This is a genomic window from Streptomyces sp. NPDC088706 (assembly GCF_044752765.1).
GTDB lineage: Bacteria > Actinomycetota > Actinomycetes > Streptomycetales > Streptomycetaceae > Streptomyces.
This window is the reverse complement of sequence record NZ_JBIVLW010000001.1, coordinates 402,039-416,862: the sequence shown is the minus strand read 5'-3', so window position 1 is coordinate 416,862 and position 14,824 is coordinate 402,039. Positions and strand designations below refer to the sequence as shown.

Sequence of the window (14,824 nt, the reverse complement as noted above, 5' to 3'; positions counted from 1 at the left end):
TAGATTTGTACCCATGACGACGACAGAGATCAAGACGAACGACCGCGCCACCACTCCCGCCCCCTCCGCTCGGCTCAATTTCGCCAAGGCCGCCCCGAAGGTGTTCCGGGCCGTCATCGGCCTGGACGCGGCGGCCCGCGAGGGGCTGGACCCGGCGCTGGTGGAGCTGGTCCAGATCCGCTCCTCGCACCTGAACCACTGCGCGTACTGCCTCCACATGCACACCACGGACGCGCGGAAGGCGGGGGAGAGCGAGGAGCGGCTGCACATGGTCGCGGTCTGGCAGGAGGCGGCCCACTTCTTCACGGAGAAGGAGCAGGCGGCCCTGGCCCTGACCGACGCGGTCACCCGGATCGCGGACGCGGGGGTCCCGGACGCGGTCCACGACCGGGCGGCGGCCCACTTCGACGAGGAGGAGCTGGCGCAGCTGCTGGCCCTGATCCTCACCATCAACACCTGGAACCGCATCGCCCTCGCCACGGCCAAGCGCCCGGGCACGGACGAGCGCTGAGGCGGGGCGGGGCGGGACCGACCCCGTCCACCGTCGAGGCGGGGCGAGGCCGACCCCGTCCGACCGTCGAGGCGGGGCGGGGCGGGACCGACCCCGTCCACCGTCGAGGCGGGGCCGCCCCCTGACCGCTACCGCCCCAGCGCGTCCCGTACCGCTTCCTCGCTCCGCGCCACCACGGCCGTACCATCCTCGGCGGTGATGATGGGCCGCTGGATCAGCTTGGGGTGCTCGGACAGGGCGGCGATCCACCGCTCCCGCGAACCGGCCTCCCGCGGCCACTCCTTGAGCCCCAGCTCCTTGGCCACCGCCTCCTGCGTCCGCGTGATGTCCCACGGCTCCAGCCCGAGCCGGTCCAGGACGGCCCGGATCTCCTCGGGTGAGGGCACGTCCTCCAGGTAGCGCCGGACGGTGTAGTCCGCCCCCTCCGCGTCGAGCAGGGTGAGTGCGCTGCGGCACTTGGAACAGGCCGGATTGATCCAGATCTCCATGGGGCCAAGGTTACGCGAGGGACGGCCCGAAAACCCCTCTGGCCAGGGGCGATTGTCAGTGGCGGGCAGTAAAATGGAGGGAGTTCATGAGGGTTCCACCACCCTGCCAGGAGGATGCCGATGGCCGTTGCCGCAGCCAGGACCGAGCCGCTCGACCGACAGCTCCCGATGCCCTTCCACCCGCCGCTTCCCACCCCGCCGGCGAAGAAGCGACTGCCCGCGGGCCGCCCCCGCGAGTGGTACGTCTCGCACAACCGCCGCCTCAAGGCCATGCGCCTGGCGATCGCCCTGCTCGACAACGGGGTCTACCAGCCGGCCAGCGCCGGAAACCACCGGATACGGACCACCGCCGAGCGCCTGGGCATGCACCCGCCGTCCGACACCACCTGCCGCATGGTCCGCGCCCTGATCCGCTACGGCCGCTGACCCCACCCGCCCAGCGACGACCGACCCGGTGCCCCCGTCCGCGCGGTCCGGGGGCGACCGACCCGGTGCCCCCGGCCCGCGCGGTCCGGGGGCACCGGCAGGGCCATCGACTCAGGACCCGCTGCAGGTGGCGGTGGCGAACGCCCCCGACGCGGTGGCCCTGCGCGGCGGCTGGTCGTCGACGATCACCGAACAGGCGACCTCTCCACCGGACTCCCCGAGGGTGACGCCCAGCGTGGCACCCTTCATGAACCCCTTCGCCGTGACCTCCTTCGTCCACGGCAGGCTCCGTGCCGTCACCTGGCTCGTCGACTGGTCGCCGTCCTGCCAGGTGCTGTAGGCGATGGAGACGCTCTCGGCCGTGCCGGTCACCTCGTACCGCACCCGGACCGTCCGATCGCTCGTCCGACACCTCGTTGGTGACCAGGGTGACGGTGGCGACGCAGCCGCCGATCAGCAGCAGGGCCACCACCAGCAGAATCCACGGCCACGTGCGCCGCCTCTTCGGCGGCGCGGCAGGCGGGGGGTCCGACCAGCCGCCGACCGGCCCCGCGACATATGACCGGCCCCTCTCCTGCGACCGGCTCCTCTAATGTGACCGGACGACGACCGAGGCGATCATGTCGAAGGGCGGACTCCGGGCCCCCCATCGCCTCCGGGTGGGGGGAGTGCGATGAGCGACCTGTGGACCGGCGAGAGGGTACGCCTGCGGGGCATCGAACCGGCGGACTGGGAGGGCTTCCGGGCCCTGGCCCTGCACACCGTGGACGCCCGCAACGCCGACCTGGTCGAGCCGCCCCGCTCCGACGAGAGCTTCCGCGCCTGGGCGGCCGAGCGCGCCGGCCGCACGCCGAACCCCGCCTCGTACCAACTCGTCATCGAGACCCGCTTCGAACACGCCTTCGTCGGCGCGATATCGGTGGGCGAGACGGACGCCCGCGCCGGCCGCTTCCGTACGGGCATCGAGGTCACCCGGGAACACCGCCGCCAGGGTTACGCGGCCGAGGCCACCGAGCTGGTCCTCACCTACATGTTCGCCGAACAGCGCTGCCACAAGTGCGAGGTGGAGGTCTACGCCTTCAACGACGCCTCCCTGGCCCTCTACCGCACTCTCGGCTTCGTGGAGGAGGGCCGCCTGCGCCAGCACGAGTTCTTCGCGGGCGCCTACCACGACGTGGTCCTGCTGGGCATCACGGCGGACGAGTTCTGGGCGGGGCGGGCGCGGCCTTCGCTGCGCTGACGGGCGTGCGGCGTCGGCGCGCACCGGCGCCGCACGTCCGGCGTCGGCGCACGCCGATCCGGAAACCGTCCACCGCCCTCCGCCGATACCCGCGAAGGTCTACTTTCCATAACTGCGCCGTCACCCGATTGACCCCATTTTCCGCCGATACCGGGTGAAGGGTGGTCTCGTTGGTCTGACGACGCATCGAGACACGAGGAAGTGACATGGTTCAGGGTTTCTCCAGAGAGCCAGGCACCCGCGGTCCGCTCGGCGAGGTGTCTCCGGAGGCGCAACGGAGGATCACACTCTGGGCAGCCGCCGTCGCGTTGGGCGGCTTTCTCTTCGGCTTCGACACGGGGGTCGTGTCGGGTGCCCTGCTCTACATCAAGCAGGACTTCGGCCTGAACTCCTTCGAGCAGGGGAGCGTGGTCAGCGTGCTCCTCATCGGGGCGGTGATCGGCGCCACCTCGGCGGGCCGGGTGTCCGACGGACTCGGCCGACGCAAGGCGCTGGGCGCGATCGGCGTGGTCTTCATCATCGGCACCGCGATCGCCAGCGCGGCGAGCGGCTATCTGATGCTCATGGCGGGCCGGGTGATCCTCGGTCTCGCGGTCGGAGCGGCGTCGGCCACCGTGCCGGTGTATCTCTCCGAGATCTCACCGACCAGGATCCGCGGCCGGCTGCTCACCATGAACCAGCTGATGATCACGCTCGGCATCCTCATCGCCTACCTGGTCAATCTCGCCTTCTCGAGCAGCGAGATGTGGCGGGCCATGTTCGCCGTCGGTGCCATTCCGGCCGCCCTGATGGTGGCGGCCACCGTGTGGTTCCTCCCCGAATCGCCGCAGTGGCTCATCTCCCACGGCCAGGCCGACCGGGCGCGCGAGGGGATCGCCTCGGTCACCGACGAGGCCACGGCCGACACACTGGTCGCGCGGGCCCAGCAGCGGATCGCCGAGGAGCGTGAGAAGGCGGAACGGAACTCCAGGACGGCCGACCGGGGAGCCAAAAAGCTGTTCACCCCCGATGTGCGCCCGGCCCTCGTCGTCGGGCTCACGCTCGCCGCCGTCCAGCAGTTCGGCGGCATCAACACGATCATCTACTACGCGCCGACCATCATTCAGCAGACCGGTCTGAACGCGTCGAACTCCATCTTCTACTCCGTGTTCATCGGCGTGATCAACCTGCTCATGACACTGGTGGCGATCCGGCTGGTCGACCGGGCGGGCCGCAGGATCATGGTCCTGGTCTCGCTCGCCCTCATGGCCGTCTCGATCTTCATGCTCGGGCTCGCGTTCGTGGTCGACATGAGCTCGGTGCTGACGCTGCTGTTCATGGTCATCTACATCGCCGCGTACGCGGGCGGCCTCGGACCGGTGTTCTGGACGCTGCTCGGTGAGATCTTCCCGCCGTCCGTCCGGGCGGAGGGCTCGAGTGTGGCCACCGCGGTCAACTGGGTCTCCAACTTCATCGTCAGCCTCGCCTTCCTGCCCCTGGCGTCCGCCATCGGACAGGGCGAGACCTTCTGGATCTTCGCCGGAATCTGCGTGGTCGCCTTCTTCTTCGTCGGCCGGTACCTGCCGGAGACCAAGGGCCGCGGCCCCGAGCAGATCGAGGCCGCTCTGCAGTCCCGCTTCGGACACGAGCCCGAGACAGCCGGCAGAGCCGAGAGAGGCCGATGACGATGAGCGACAGCTACTTCGGCCCAGCCGCCCTCGAACGCTCCGACGCCCTGGTGATCTTCGGGCTCTCCGGCGATCTGGCCAAGAAGATGCTGTTGCCCGCGCTGTACCGGCTCACCGAGTCCGGCAGGCTGACCGTGCCGGTGATCGGTGTGGCGGCCGTCGACTGGGACGACGACACCCTGCGCGAGCACGCGCGGGAAGCGGTCGTCGCCGCGGGCACGGACATCGACGAGGCGGTCTTCACCCGGTTCGCGAAGGGCCTGTCCATCGTCACCGGTGACTTCGCCGACGACGCCACCTTCGACCGGCTGCGGGACGCCGTGGCGGGGTTCGCGTTCGTGACGTACTACATGGCGATCCCTCCGTCGCTGTTCACCGAGGTCGCCGCCGCGCTGGCCAGGGCGGGCATGAACCGCGACGCGCGCCTGGTGGTGGAGAAGCCGTTCGGACACGACCTCGCATCGGCACGGAAGCTGCAGGACGAGCTGTCCTCCCACTTCGACAACTCCCACCTTCTGCGCGTCGACCACTTCCTGGGCAACCGCGCGGTCGAGAGCCTGATGGTCTCCCGGTTCGCCAACACGCTGCTCGCACCGATCTGGCACCGCGCCTACGTCGACAACGTCCAGATCACCCTCGCCGAGGACTTCGACGTCGCCGACCGGGGGTCCTTCTACGACGCGGTGGGCTGTCTGCGCGATGTGGTGCAGAACCACATGCTGCAGGTCCTGGCCCTCCTGGTGATGGAACCACCGAGCGCCACCAACGCCGAGGCGCAGGGGCTGGAGAAGTGGCGGGCCCTGCACGCGACCCGCACGATGGACCCGGCCGACACCGTTCGCGGCCAGTACGACGGGTACCGGGACGTCGAAGGCGTCGAGCCGGACTCCAGGACCGAGACCTACTTCGCTACTCGTGTGTTCGTCGACAACTGGCGCTGGGCCGGCGTGCCCTTCTTCCTCCGCAGCGGAAAGGCCCTGGCGGTCTCCGCCACCGAGGTCGTGGTCGAACTCCGCCAACCCCCCCTGGAACTCTTCGGCGAGGGCACGCGAGCGCCCGCCAACACCATCCGCTTCCGCGTCGACGGCGACACCGGGATCAGGGCGGACTTGATGCTGAGCAAGCCCGACAGAACCTCCGGGCCGATGACCGTCCCCATCGGTGTCGACTTCGCACGGGTGCTGGGACGGCAGGAACTCCCGTACGAGAACATCCTGTACGGAGCCGTCGTGGGCGACCCCGAGTGCTTCGCGTTCTTCCCCACGGTCCTGGAGTGCTGGCGCATCGTGGAGCCGGTGCTCGACCCGGCCGAGCCGCCCCAGGCGTACGCGCCGGGGAGCTGGGGCCCGGAGGAGGCCGGCCGGCTCCCCGGACTGCGGAGCTGGCACGAGCTGGGCAACCGTCTGTTCGACGACGTCTGATGGCCGGCGCGCGATCCCCGGCGGGCGCGCGAGGACCAGTGCGGCACGGGACGCTCCGCGCATCCCGCCGAGGACCGAAGAGGACGATGCACGAGGCGTGGCGGCGCGTCAGGGAGAACCTGTGGCCTGTGCTCCAGCAGGCCGTGGCCGCCGCCCTCTCCTGGTGGATCGCCAGGAACGCCTTCGACCACCACGTCCCCCTCTTCGCCCCGATCGCCACGATCGTCGCGCTCAACACACCCGTCGGAGGGCGCGGCACCAACGCCGTACGGGTCCTGTCCGGGGTCATCGCCGGCGTCGTCGTCGGGCAACTGGCCTTCCGCTTCCTCGGCCACGGTGCCCCGTCCGTCGGCGTCGCCGTCCTGTGCGCGCTCCTCGTCGCGCTGCTCGTCGGCGGAGAGCGCATCACGATGGCTCAGGCAGCCGTGGGCGCGGTGATCTCCGTCGCGGCGGGACAGCAGGCGGGCATCGACCGGGTCGAGGACGCCCTGCTCGGAGCGGGGGTGGCGCTCGTGTTCAGCCAGCTCCTCTTCCCGCCGCGGCCGCTCGTCCTGCTCAGGAACGCCGAGGCCGCCACGCTCGATGGGCTGAGCCGCGCACTGGAACTGACGGCGCGAGCGCTGGACGAGTCGGACGAGGAACGTGACGCGCGCCCGTGGAACGAGCTGCGCCCCGTCTACGCCCTGCTGAACGATCTCGGCCGGACCCGGGACGAGACCATCGCCGTCGTCCGGCGCACCCCTCACTGGCTGGGCGGCCAGGAGTCCGTGCACCAGGAGATCGCGTCCACGAAGCGCCTGGACCTGCTGGGCAACAGCTGCCTCACCCTCATCCGCGGCGCCGCCGCCCTCGACACGCGGCACCGGCAGGCCATCGCACACGCGGTACGGGAGCTGTCCGGTCTCCTGGGAGCACTGGCGGCGGCCCCCGCCGGCCCTGCCGTACGCCGGCACGTGAGCCGCCGGACCCTAGCCGTCGTCAAGGGCGCCCCGGTGGCGGGACAGGCTCTCCCGGTCGCCGTCTGGGAGAGCGTACGGCTGGTCTCCCAGGACGTCCTGGTCTGCGTCGGCGCGGACCCGGACGAGGCCGAACGTGCCGTACGCGAGAGAGCCACCGAGGTCCCCCTCCAGGCGCCACCGAACTCACGGTGGTCCGTCCCCGGCCTACGACGCCGGAGCCCCCACGGGCCGTGACCGGGTACACGGCCTCCGCTACCGGCACCGCGAGAACCGGCATCGGCAGCCCCCGCCACGGCGCTACAGGCAGTCGTGCACGACGCCGGGCCGGCCCAGGCCAGGGCCAGGTCGGTGAGGATGCGGCTCACGGCGACGACCTCCCGTACGGGCAGATCCGCCGGCGGCGTCGGCGCGCGCTCGAACAGCTGGAGCCGGCCCGGCCCCGTCCGAGGGCGATGGATGGAGCTTGTGCTCCGGCTCCGGCTGGACGTGGCTGGACGCAGAAACGCCCGTCGGCCGCCACCCCGGAGGGTGACGGCCGACGGCCCACAGACGGCCCAGGTGAGAGGAGAACCCCCCTGACCTGCGGCGGTCCTAGATGTCGAAGTACAGCTCGAACTCGTGCGGGTGCGGGCGCAGCTGGATCGGGGCGATCTCGTTCGTGCGCTTGTAGTCGATCCAGGTCTCGATCAGGTCCGACGTGAAGACGCCGCCCGCCTGGAGGTACTCGTTGTCCGCCTCCAGGGCCTCGAGCACGGCCGGGAGGGAGGTCGGGACCTGCTGGACGTTGGCGTGCTCCTCGGGAGCCAGCTCGTAGAGGTCCTTGTCGATCGGCTCGGCCGGCTCGATCTTGTTCTTCACGCCGTCCAGGCCCGCCATCAGCAGCGCCGAGAAGGCGAGGTACGGGTTGGAGGACGGGTCCGGGGCGCGGAACTCGACGCGCTTGGCCTTCGGGTTCGAGCCGGTGATCGGGATGCGCATCGCGGCGGAGCGGTTGCGCTGCGAGTACACCATGTTGACCGGGGCCTCGAAGCCGGGGACCAGGCGGTGGTAGGAGTTCACCGTCGGGTTGGTGAACGCCAGCAGCGACGGGGCGTGCTTCAGGATGCCGCCGATGTAGTAGCGCGCGATGTCCGACAGGCCGGCGTAACCCTGCTCGTCGTAGAAGAGCGGCGAGCCGCCCTGCCACAGCGACTGGTGGACGTGCATGCCCGAGCCGTTGTCGCCGAAGATCGGCTTCGGCATGAAGGTCGCGGTCTTGCCGTTGCGCCAGGCGACGTTCTTCACGATGTACTTGAAGAGCATCAGGTCGTCGGCCGCGGCGAGCAGCGTGTTGAACTTGTAGTTGATCTCGGCCTGGCCGGCGGTGCCGACCTCGTGGTGCTGGCGCTCGACCTGGAGGCCGTTCTTGTCCAGCTCCAGGGAGATCTCGGCACGCAGGTCGGCGAAGTGGTCCACCGGCGGGGCCGGGAAGTAGCCACCCTTGTAGCGGACCTTGTAGCCGCGGTTGTTCTCCACCGCACCGGTGTTCCAGGCGCCGGCCTCGGAGTCGATGTGGTAGAAGCTCTCGTTCGCCGACGTCTGGAAGCGGACGTTGTCGAAGACGTAGAACTCGGCCTCCGGGCCGAAGTACGCGGTGTCCGCGATGCCGGTCGAGGCGAGGTAGGCCTCGGCCTTCTTGGCGATGTTGCGCGGGTCACGGCTGTACTGCTCGCCCGTGATCGGGTCGTGGATGAAGAAGTTGATGTTGACGGTCTTGTCGCGGCGGAAGGGGTCCACCCGAGCCGTCGACAGGTCCGCGCGCAGCGCCATGTCGGACTCGTGGATCGCCTGGAAGCCGCGGATCGACGAACCGTCGAAGGCGAGTTCCTCGGCCGGGTCGAAGGTCGCTGCCGGGATCGTGAAGTGCTGCATCACCCCGGGCAGGTCGCAGAACCGGACATCGATGAACTTGACGTCGTTGTCCGCTACGTACTTCTGCACTTCGTCGGCGTTCTGGAACATCCAACTCCTCCTACTCCCGGCCCGGGAGGGACGGGGTTGTAGCTCGTTGTGCGGCCAGTGCGGTGGCACACGCTGGACCCGACCATAGGCAGGCGTGATTTCTCAAGCATGACCCATTTGTTTCGCCCAAGTTAACCGGGGCGGGGCCGGGCGGCACCTCAGCGGCTGTTTCCGTGCCCCGCCCGGCCGGGCGCAAACATGGGCGCAGTACCGTGGACGGGTGGACAACAGGCAAGCAATCGGATCGTGGCTCTCGGGGCCCCGCGCGGCCGCCGAAGAGATGGGTGCCGACTTCGGCTACCGCGGCCAGCGCCTCGGGCTGCCCGAGGAGGGGCCCGGGGCCATCGCGCCGCTCGGCCGTCGTTTCGGGGCCGTCTTCATCGACTGGTCGCTCTGCATGGTGATCGCATACGGGCTCCTCGCTCGCGGTGACCAGCAGGCGGCGGGGAACTGGGCGCTCGGCGTCTTCCTGCTGATGAGCGCCCTCACCGTCGGCACCATCGGATGCACCCCCGGCAAGCGCCTCCTGGGGCTCCGCGTGGTCTCCGAGGACGGCGGCCGCCTCGGTTTCGGGCGCGTCCTCGTACGGACCGTCCTGCTCCTGCTCGTCATCCCCGCCCTCGTCTGGGACCGCGACGGGCGCGGCCTCCACGACCGCCTCGGCCGCGCCGTGCAGGTCCGGATGTAGCCGCAGCGACGACGTAGTCCCTGGCGGAGACGACGTAGTCCCTGGAGGGAACGCAGCGGCCCCGGACCGTCATCGGTCCGGGGCCGTCCGCTCATGACACGTACGCGTACGGGTACGCGACCGCGGTCAGCGCATCTTTCCGCCGCGCGGCATCCGCATGCCCTTGGGCATCGGGCCCTTCGGCAGCGGCATGTTGCTCATCAGGTCGCCCATCGCGCGCAGCCGGTCGTTGGTGGTGGTCACCTGCGGGCCGGTCAGGACGCGGGGGAGCTTCAGCATCTTGGTGCGGACCTTCTTCAGGGGCACCTGGCCCTCGCCGTTGCCGACGATGATGTCGTGGACCGGGACGTCCACCACGATGCGGGCCATCTTCCTCTTCTCGGACGCCAGCAGGCCCTTCACCCGGTTCGGGTTGCCCTCGGCGACCAGGACGATGCCGGCCTTGCCGACCGACCGGTGCACGACGTCCTGGCTGCGGTTCATCGCCACCGCGGGGGTCGTGGTCCAGCCGCGTCCGATCCGGTCCAGGACGGCGGCCGCAGCGCCGGGCTGGCCCTCCATCTGTCCGAAGGCTGCTCGCTCGGCCCGTCGTCCGAAGACGATCGCCATCGCGAGGACGGCCAGGACGAAGCCCAGGATGCCCAGGTAGATCGGGTGACCGATCACGAAGCCGATGCCGAGGAGGACACCGAACGTGGCGATTCCCACACCCGCGACGATGAGACCGATCTTGCTGTCGGACCGCCTGGTCATCTTGTAGGTCAGGGCGATCTGCTTGAGCCGCCCCGCGTTCTCGGCGCTGTCCGCGCCTTCGGTTTTTGCCTTCCTCGCCATGTACCGAAGTTTACGTGGCGTGGAAGCGGCCTAGGAACGGTGGTCGGCCACGGTTCCCGGTACGTACGGGGAGTTCACCCGGTCCATGGCCCGGCGGCGGTCCTCCAGGACGGCCGTCCAGGCGTTGCGGCGGGCGGTGCGCTGGCCGCTGCTCAGCAGCAGCGACTCGACGGCGCGCAGGGCGGTGGTGACGGACGGAAGGGCGTGGGCGCGGACCGGGGCGGCCTGCATGGTGTCTCCCCCTCGGAGCGGGTGCGCCCCCTGGGGCGCGGACTGAGTACGGGAAGCGGTGACGGCGGCAGCGGGAGCCGCCGCTGCACGTGTACCTAGGGTCACTGTTCGGTGTTACCAGCGCGTGACCGGTCGGTCAAACACCAATGAACCCTTCATTCCGGTGCCCCGCACGCCGAGGCGGCCCATCCGCGTCCCTCACCTGCGGGGAGCGGACGGGCCGCGTCGGTCATGCGGTTACTGCTCGGTAGGTCGGGTGAGCGGACTCACACGGCCTGGGCGGTCGGCACGCTGCCGGTGGCCGCGCCACGCGCCTCCATCGCCTGCTGGAAGAGACGGCCCGCGCGGTACGAGGAACGCACCAGCGGCCCCGACATCACGCCGGAGTAGCCGATCGCGTCGGCCTCGTCCTTCAGCTCGACGAACTCGTGCGGCTTCACCCAGCGCTCGACGGGGTGGTGGCGCACGGTGGGCCGCAGGTACTGCGTGATCGTGATGAGCTCGCAACCCGCGTCGTGCAGGTCCTGGAGCGCCTCGCTGACCTCCTCGCGGGTCTCGCCCATGCCGAGGATCAGGTTCGACTTGGTCACCAGGCCGGCCTCGCGGGCCCGCGTGATGACTTCCAGGGACCGCTCGTAACGGAACCCGGGGCGGATGCGCTTGAAGATGCGCGGCACCGTCTCCACGTTGTGCGCGAGCACCTCGGGGCGCGAGGAGAAGACCTCGGCGAGCTGCTCGGGCTCGGCGTTGAAGTCGGGGATCAGCAGCTCGACCTTGGTGCCGCCCGCCTCCCGCTCAGCGGTCAGCGTGTGGATCTGGCGCACGGTCTCCGCGTACAGCCAGGCCCCGCCGTCCTCCAGGTCGTCGCGGGCGACGCCGGTGATGGTGGCGTAGTTCAGGTCCATCGTGACGACGGACTCGCCGACCCGGCGGGGTTCGTCACGGTCCAGCGCCTGCGGCTTGCCCGTGTCGATCTGGCAGAAGTCGCAGCGCCGCGTGCACTGGTCGCCGCCGATGAGGAAGGTGGCCTCGCGGTCCTCCCAGCACTCGAAGATGTTGGGGCAGCCCGCCTCCTGGCAGACCGTGTGCAGCCCCTCGCCCTTCACGAGACTCTGCAGCTGCTTGTACTCGGGGCCCATCTTCGCCCGCGTTTTGATCCACTCGGGCTTGCGCTCGATGGGGGTCTGGCTGTTTCGGACCTCCAGGCGCAGCATCTTGCGCCCGTCGGGTGCGACAGCGGACACTCCGGCTCCCCTTTGCTTTCTGCTGCGTGGGATTCGCATGGGATTCTTCGGCGAACACCAGGGTACGCCCGTAAATCAAACGTCCTTACGTCTGGCCAACCTGCGGCCGACGGGGCGTATTCCCCGGTCCTGGCCCGGCCCTTCCCCGGCCGGTGACGGCGGTCGGGGCTACTGACCGGTACTGCTTTCCGGTCATCGCGCCGGGGCCGCGGCCTCCGGCTGCTCGACCGGCCGCTCGATCACGCGGGGCGCGAGCTCCGCGTTCTCCAGGATGTCCCGCAGGTGCTTCTCGGCGACCGGCAGCACCTCCTCGATGGTGATCTCCCGGCCCAGCTCGTTGGACAGGGAGGTGACGCCCGCGTCGCGGATGCCGCACGGCACGATCCGGTCGAACCAGGTGTTGTCCGGGTTCACGTTGAGCGCGAAGCCGTGCATGGTCACGCCCTTGGCGACCCGGATCCCGATGGCGGCCAGCTTGCGGTCCTCGCGGCGCTGGCCGGCGTTGGACGGGGCGTACTCCGGGCCGTTCAGCCGCGGGTCGAACTCCTCGTCCTGGAGTCTCGGGTCGAAGTCCAGCGAGAGCCCGCCGAGCGCCTGGCGCTGCCCGACCGGATCGCCGAGCACCCAGACCCCGCTGCGGCCCTCGACCCGCGAGGTCTCCACCCCGAAATCGGCGGCCGTACGGATCAGCGCGTCCTCCAGCCGGCGGACGTGCGCGACGACGTCGACCGGACGCGGCAGCTTCTGGATGGGGTAGCCGACCAGCTGCCCCGGACCGTGCCAGGTGATCTTGCCGCCCCGGTCCACATCGATGACCGGGGTGCCGTCCAGCGGGCGTTCGCTGTCGGCGGTACGGCGGCCCGCCGTGTAGACGGGCGGGTGTTCCAGGAGCAGACAGGTGTCCGGCACCAGGTCCTCGAACCGGGCCGCGTGCACCTCACGCTGCTTCTGCCATGCCTCCTGGTACTCGACCGCCTCCGCGCCGAAGCCCAGACGGACGAACCGCAGCTCGCTCACGACGGATGCCTCCCTACGTCGGACGCCGTGTGCCCCGAGGGGTGTCCCCGGGATGACGGCACCCTGCACTGATCGCGCCCGCATCCACTGTACGGCCGTCACCCGGCCGGCCCACCGGCAGGTGGAGGGCGCATCCGTGACCTGGGGGAGGCCCGGTCCCTTCTGTCAGCTCTGTCCACAATCCTCACACGATCGGATGAACGTGGAGCAAAGGGTGTCTCCGACCGCCCCGGCGGACGCTAAATTCGCGCCGTTCCCCAGGGGCGGCCCGTGCCCCCGAAGGCAGGAGACCGTACAGCTGATGTCGGAACGACCCCCGCAGCGCACGCCCAACCGCCGCCTCGCCTCCCTCATCGCGGAAGCCGGGTTCTCCCACGCGGGTCTCGCCCGCCGGGTCGATCAGCTCGGCCTCGAACACGGACTGGACCTGCGGTACGACAAAACCTCGGTCACCCGCTGGCTGCGGGGACAGCAGCCGCGCGGCACCACCCCCGCCCTGATCGCCGAGGTCTTCACCCGGCGCCTCGGGCGGCGGCTCTCCGCCCAGGACCTCGGGCTCGACGCCTGCGCACCGGTCTACGCGGGTCTCGAGTTCGCGGCCACCCCCGCCGAGGCCGTCGACATCGTCAGCGGACTGTGGCGCAAGGACTCGGGCACCCACACCGAACTGCGGAAGATCGCCTTCACGCCCGCCGGGCTCGTCGTCCCCAGCCGGGACTGGCTGATCGGCCGCGCCGACGAGTGGGTGGCCCGCGACGGCGGGGCGGTTCAGCCGCCCGCCCCGCCCCGCAGGCCGGGCGCCGGGGCCGCCGGGGCCCAGGCGCCCGGCCGTACGGAGGCACCGGGTCGTACGGACGGGGCCTCGCGCACCGAGCTCCGGGGCGCGCCACGCCCCGGCGGACCCGTGCGCCCCGGCGGTCGGCCCGGCCCGCCGGCCGGCCACCCCGTCCCCGCCGGTGGCCAGCCGTCGGGGGCGGACCCGTCCGGGGTGGCCCAGCCCGCTCCGGGTGGCCGCTTCGGGGCCAGGGCCCTGCCCGGTGGACTGCCCGGCGGTCTTGCCGGCTCCGGAGCCTCGTCCGGTACGGAGCCGCTCCCCGTGGTCCCGCGCCAGCGGCAGACCGAGCGCGGACCCGGCCAGCGGGTCGGCAGCGGGGACGTCGCGGCGCTGCGCTCGGTCGGCGAGCTCTTCCGCACCCTCGACCACACCTACGGCGGCGGCCACGCCCGCCAGGCCCTCGTGCGCTATCTGGAGCACGAGGCCGAGCCGATGCTCCGGGGAAGTTACGGCGAAGCCACCGGGCGCCGCCTCTTCGCCGCGGTCGCCGACCTGACCCGGCTGGCCGGCTGGACCTCGTTCGACATCGCCGCCCACGGTCTGGCCCAGCGGTACTTCGTCCAGGCCCTGCGGCTCGCCCAGGCCGCCGGGGACCGCGGCTACGGCGCGTACGTCCTGATCACCATGAGCCGCCAGGCCGTCTACCTCGGCCACGGCAGGGAGGCCGTGCAGCTCGCCCGCGTCGCCCAGCAGGGCATCGGCTCCGCCGCCCCGCCCCTCGTCCAGGCGCTGCTGCACTCGGTCGAGGCGCGCGGCCACGGCATCCTCGGCGAGGCACGGGCCTGCACCGCCGCGCTGACCCGGGCCGAGCACGCCCTGGAGGTCGCGCGCCCCGGGGACGAGCCGCCGCAGTGGGCCCGCCCCTTCGACGAGGCACAGCTCGCCCACGAACTCGGCCACTGCCACCGCGACCTCCAGCAGTACCGGGCCGCCGCCCAGCACGCCGAGCGCTCACTCCAGCTGCGCGCCCCGGCGTACGCCCGCAGCCGGCTGTTCTGCCGGGTGGTGCTCGCCTCCGCCCGGCTGGGCCTCGGCGAGCTCGACCAGGCCTGCCGGCTGGGGGCCGAGGCGGCCCAGCAGGCCCGCGAGATGCGCTCGGTCCGGGCCACGGAGTACGTACGCGCCTTCGAGCGCAGCCTGGAGCCGTACCGGGACGCCCCCGCCGTACGCGGCTACCGCGACCGGGTGGCAGCGCTCGGCTGACCCCGGGCCTGGCCGCGACATTCCTGGGGCGTGTCCGGCGCAGCAGGACCGGACACGTC

Annotated in this window: 16 protein-coding genes; 9 read left to right on the top strand and 7 right to left on the bottom strand. The window is 71.1% G+C overall.

The window, feature by feature from the left end; all coding sequences use genetic code 11:
• The first annotated feature begins 13 nt into the window (after window positions 1–13).
• Window positions 14–511, top strand: coding sequence for a carboxymuconolactone decarboxylase family protein (locus ACIQAK_RS01940; protein WP_366388245.1), 498 nt, complete (start codon window positions 14–16; stop codon window positions 509–511).
• Between the two features lie 128 nt (window positions 512–639).
• Here ACIQAK_RS01940 and ACIQAK_RS01935 read toward each other — a convergent pair whose 3' ends face one another.
• Entirely contained in the window at window positions 640–999 is a 360-nt protein-coding gene (locus ACIQAK_RS01935) for an arsenate reductase family protein (protein WP_069757476.1), read from the bottom strand.
• Window positions 1,000–1,119: 120 nt separating this feature from the next.
• Between ACIQAK_RS01935 and ACIQAK_RS01930 the strand changes: the two genes are divergently transcribed.
• Window positions 1,120–1,425, top strand: coding sequence for a hypothetical protein (locus tag ACIQAK_RS01930; protein WP_366388246.1), 306 nt, complete (start codon window positions 1,120–1,122; stop codon window positions 1,423–1,425).
• Between the two features lie 111 nt (window positions 1,426–1,536).
• On the opposite strand, the gene ACIQAK_RS01925 is transcribed toward ACIQAK_RS01930, so the two are convergent.
• Window positions 1,537–1,809, bottom strand: a complete 273-nt coding sequence (locus ACIQAK_RS01925) for an MmpS family transport accessory protein (RefSeq protein ID WP_366388247.1) — start codon at window positions 1,807–1,809, stop codon at window positions 1,537–1,539.
• Between the two features lie 35 nt (window positions 1,810–1,844).
• On the opposite strand from ACIQAK_RS01925, the gene ACIQAK_RS01920 reads away from it, so the two are divergent.
• The 5 genes from ACIQAK_RS01920 to ACIQAK_RS01900 all read left to right on the top strand — a co-directional run bounded on the left by ACIQAK_RS01920 (window position 1,845) and on the right by ACIQAK_RS01900 (window position 6,946).
• Window positions 1,845–2,018, top strand: a complete 174-nt coding sequence (locus ACIQAK_RS01920; RefSeq protein ID WP_366388248.1) for a hypothetical protein — start codon at window positions 1,845–1,847, stop codon at window positions 2,016–2,018.
• Window positions 2,019–2,098: 80 nt separating this feature from the next.
• On the top strand, window positions 2,099–2,665 hold the full coding sequence (locus ACIQAK_RS01915) for a GNAT family protein (protein ID WP_366388249.1): 567 nt from the start codon (window positions 2,099–2,101) through the stop codon (window positions 2,663–2,665).
• 206 nt (window positions 2,666–2,871) lie between these two features.
• Window positions 2,872–4,329: a sugar porter family MFS transporter gene (locus tag ACIQAK_RS01910; RefSeq protein ID WP_366388250.1), complete on the top strand. Its 1,458-nt coding sequence runs from the start codon at window positions 2,872–2,874 to the stop codon at window positions 4,327–4,329.
• Window positions 4,330–4,331: 2 nt separating this feature from the next.
• Window positions 4,332–5,753, top strand: a complete 1,422-nt coding sequence (gene zwf, locus ACIQAK_RS01905; RefSeq protein ID WP_366388607.1) for a glucose-6-phosphate dehydrogenase — start codon at window positions 4,332–4,334, stop codon at window positions 5,751–5,753.
• Window positions 5,754–5,839: 86 nt separating this feature from the next.
• On the top strand, window positions 5,840–6,946 hold the full coding sequence (locus ACIQAK_RS01900; protein WP_366388251.1) for an FUSC family protein: 1,107 nt from the start codon (window positions 5,840–5,842) through the stop codon (window positions 6,944–6,946).
• 357 nt (window positions 6,947–7,303) lie between these two features.
• On the opposite strand, the gene glnA is transcribed toward ACIQAK_RS01900, so the two are convergent.
• Window positions 7,304–8,713 (bottom strand): type I glutamate--ammonia ligase, encoded by a 1,410-nt coding sequence (glnA, locus tag ACIQAK_RS01895; RefSeq protein ID WP_366388252.1) that lies wholly within the window; start codon window positions 8,711–8,713, stop codon window positions 7,304–7,306.
• 280 nt (window positions 8,714–8,993) lie between these two features.
• On the opposite strand from glnA, the gene ACIQAK_RS01890 reads away from it, so the two are divergent.
• Complete coding sequence (locus tag ACIQAK_RS01890; RefSeq protein WP_366388608.1) at window positions 8,994–9,401, top strand: RDD family protein; 408 nt, start codon at window positions 8,994–8,996, stop codon at window positions 9,399–9,401.
• Between the two features lie 126 nt (window positions 9,402–9,527).
• On the opposite strand, the gene ACIQAK_RS01885 is transcribed toward ACIQAK_RS01890, so the two are convergent.
• The 4 genes from ACIQAK_RS01885 to lipB form a co-directional block, all read right to left on the bottom strand.
• On the bottom strand, window positions 9,528–10,235 hold the full coding sequence (locus tag ACIQAK_RS01885) for a DUF4191 domain-containing protein (RefSeq protein ID WP_366388253.1): 708 nt from the start codon (window positions 10,233–10,235) through the stop codon (window positions 9,528–9,530).
• 30 nt (window positions 10,236–10,265) lie between these two features.
• The gene (locus ACIQAK_RS01880; protein WP_366388254.1) at window positions 10,266–10,466 is read right to left on the bottom strand and encodes a hypothetical protein; all 201 of its coding nucleotides are present in this window, start codon (window positions 10,464–10,466) and stop codon (window positions 10,266–10,268) included.
• Between the two features lie 266 nt (window positions 10,467–10,732).
• Entirely contained in the window at window positions 10,733–11,710 is a 978-nt protein-coding gene (gene lipA / locus ACIQAK_RS01875) for a lipoyl synthase (RefSeq protein ID WP_366388255.1), read from the bottom strand.
• A gap of 192 nt (window positions 11,711–11,902) precedes the next feature.
• Complete coding sequence (lipB, locus tag ACIQAK_RS01870; protein ID WP_366388256.1) at window positions 11,903–12,727, bottom strand: lipoyl(octanoyl) transferase LipB; 825 nt, start codon at window positions 12,725–12,727, stop codon at window positions 11,903–11,905.
• Between the two features lie 301 nt (window positions 12,728–13,028).
• On the opposite strand from lipB, the gene ACIQAK_RS01865 reads away from it, so the two are divergent.
• Window positions 13,029–14,765, top strand: coding sequence for a regulator (locus ACIQAK_RS01865; RefSeq protein ID WP_366388257.1), 1,737 nt, complete (start codon window positions 13,029–13,031; stop codon window positions 14,763–14,765).
• Window positions 14,766–14,824: the final 59 nt, after the last annotated feature.

Coding starts and splice junctions, on each gene's coding strand:
- ACIQAK_RS01940 (WP_366388245.1), top strand. CDS start 14: ATGACGACGACAGAGATCAAGACGAACGACCGCGCCACCACTCCCGCC.
- ACIQAK_RS01935 (WP_069757476.1), bottom strand. CDS start 999: ATGGAGATCTGGATCAATCCGGCCTGTTCCAAGTGCCGCAGCGCACTC.
- ACIQAK_RS01930 (WP_366388246.1), top strand. CDS start 1,120: ATGGCCGTTGCCGCAGCCAGGACCGAGCCGCTCGACCGACAGCTCCCG.
- ACIQAK_RS01915 (WP_366388249.1), top strand. CDS start 2,099: ATGAGCGACCTGTGGACCGGCGAGAGGGTACGCCTGCGGGGCATCGAA.
- ACIQAK_RS01910 (WP_366388250.1), top strand. CDS start 2,872: ATGGTTCAGGGTTTCTCCAGAGAGCCAGGCACCCGCGGTCCGCTCGGC.
- zwf (WP_366388607.1), top strand. CDS start 4,332: ATGAGCGACAGCTACTTCGGCCCAGCCGCCCTCGAACGCTCCGACGCC.
- ACIQAK_RS01900 (WP_366388251.1), top strand. CDS start 5,840: ATGCACGAGGCGTGGCGGCGCGTCAGGGAGAACCTGTGGCCTGTGCTC.
- glnA (WP_366388252.1), bottom strand. CDS start 8,713: ATGTTCCAGAACGCCGACGAAGTGCAGAAGTACGTAGCGGACAACGAC.
- ACIQAK_RS01890 (WP_366388608.1), top strand. CDS start 8,994: ATGGGTGCCGACTTCGGCTACCGCGGCCAGCGCCTCGGGCTGCCCGAG.
- ACIQAK_RS01885 (WP_366388253.1), bottom strand. CDS start 10,235: ATGGCGAGGAAGGCAAAAACCGAAGGCGCGGACAGCGCCGAGAACGCG.
- ACIQAK_RS01880 (WP_366388254.1), bottom strand. CDS start 10,466: ATGCAGGCCGCCCCGGTCCGCGCCCACGCCCTTCCGTCCGTCACCACC.
- ACIQAK_RS01865 (WP_366388257.1), top strand. CDS start 13,029: ATGTCGGAACGACCCCCGCAGCGCACGCCCAACCGCCGCCTCGCCTCC.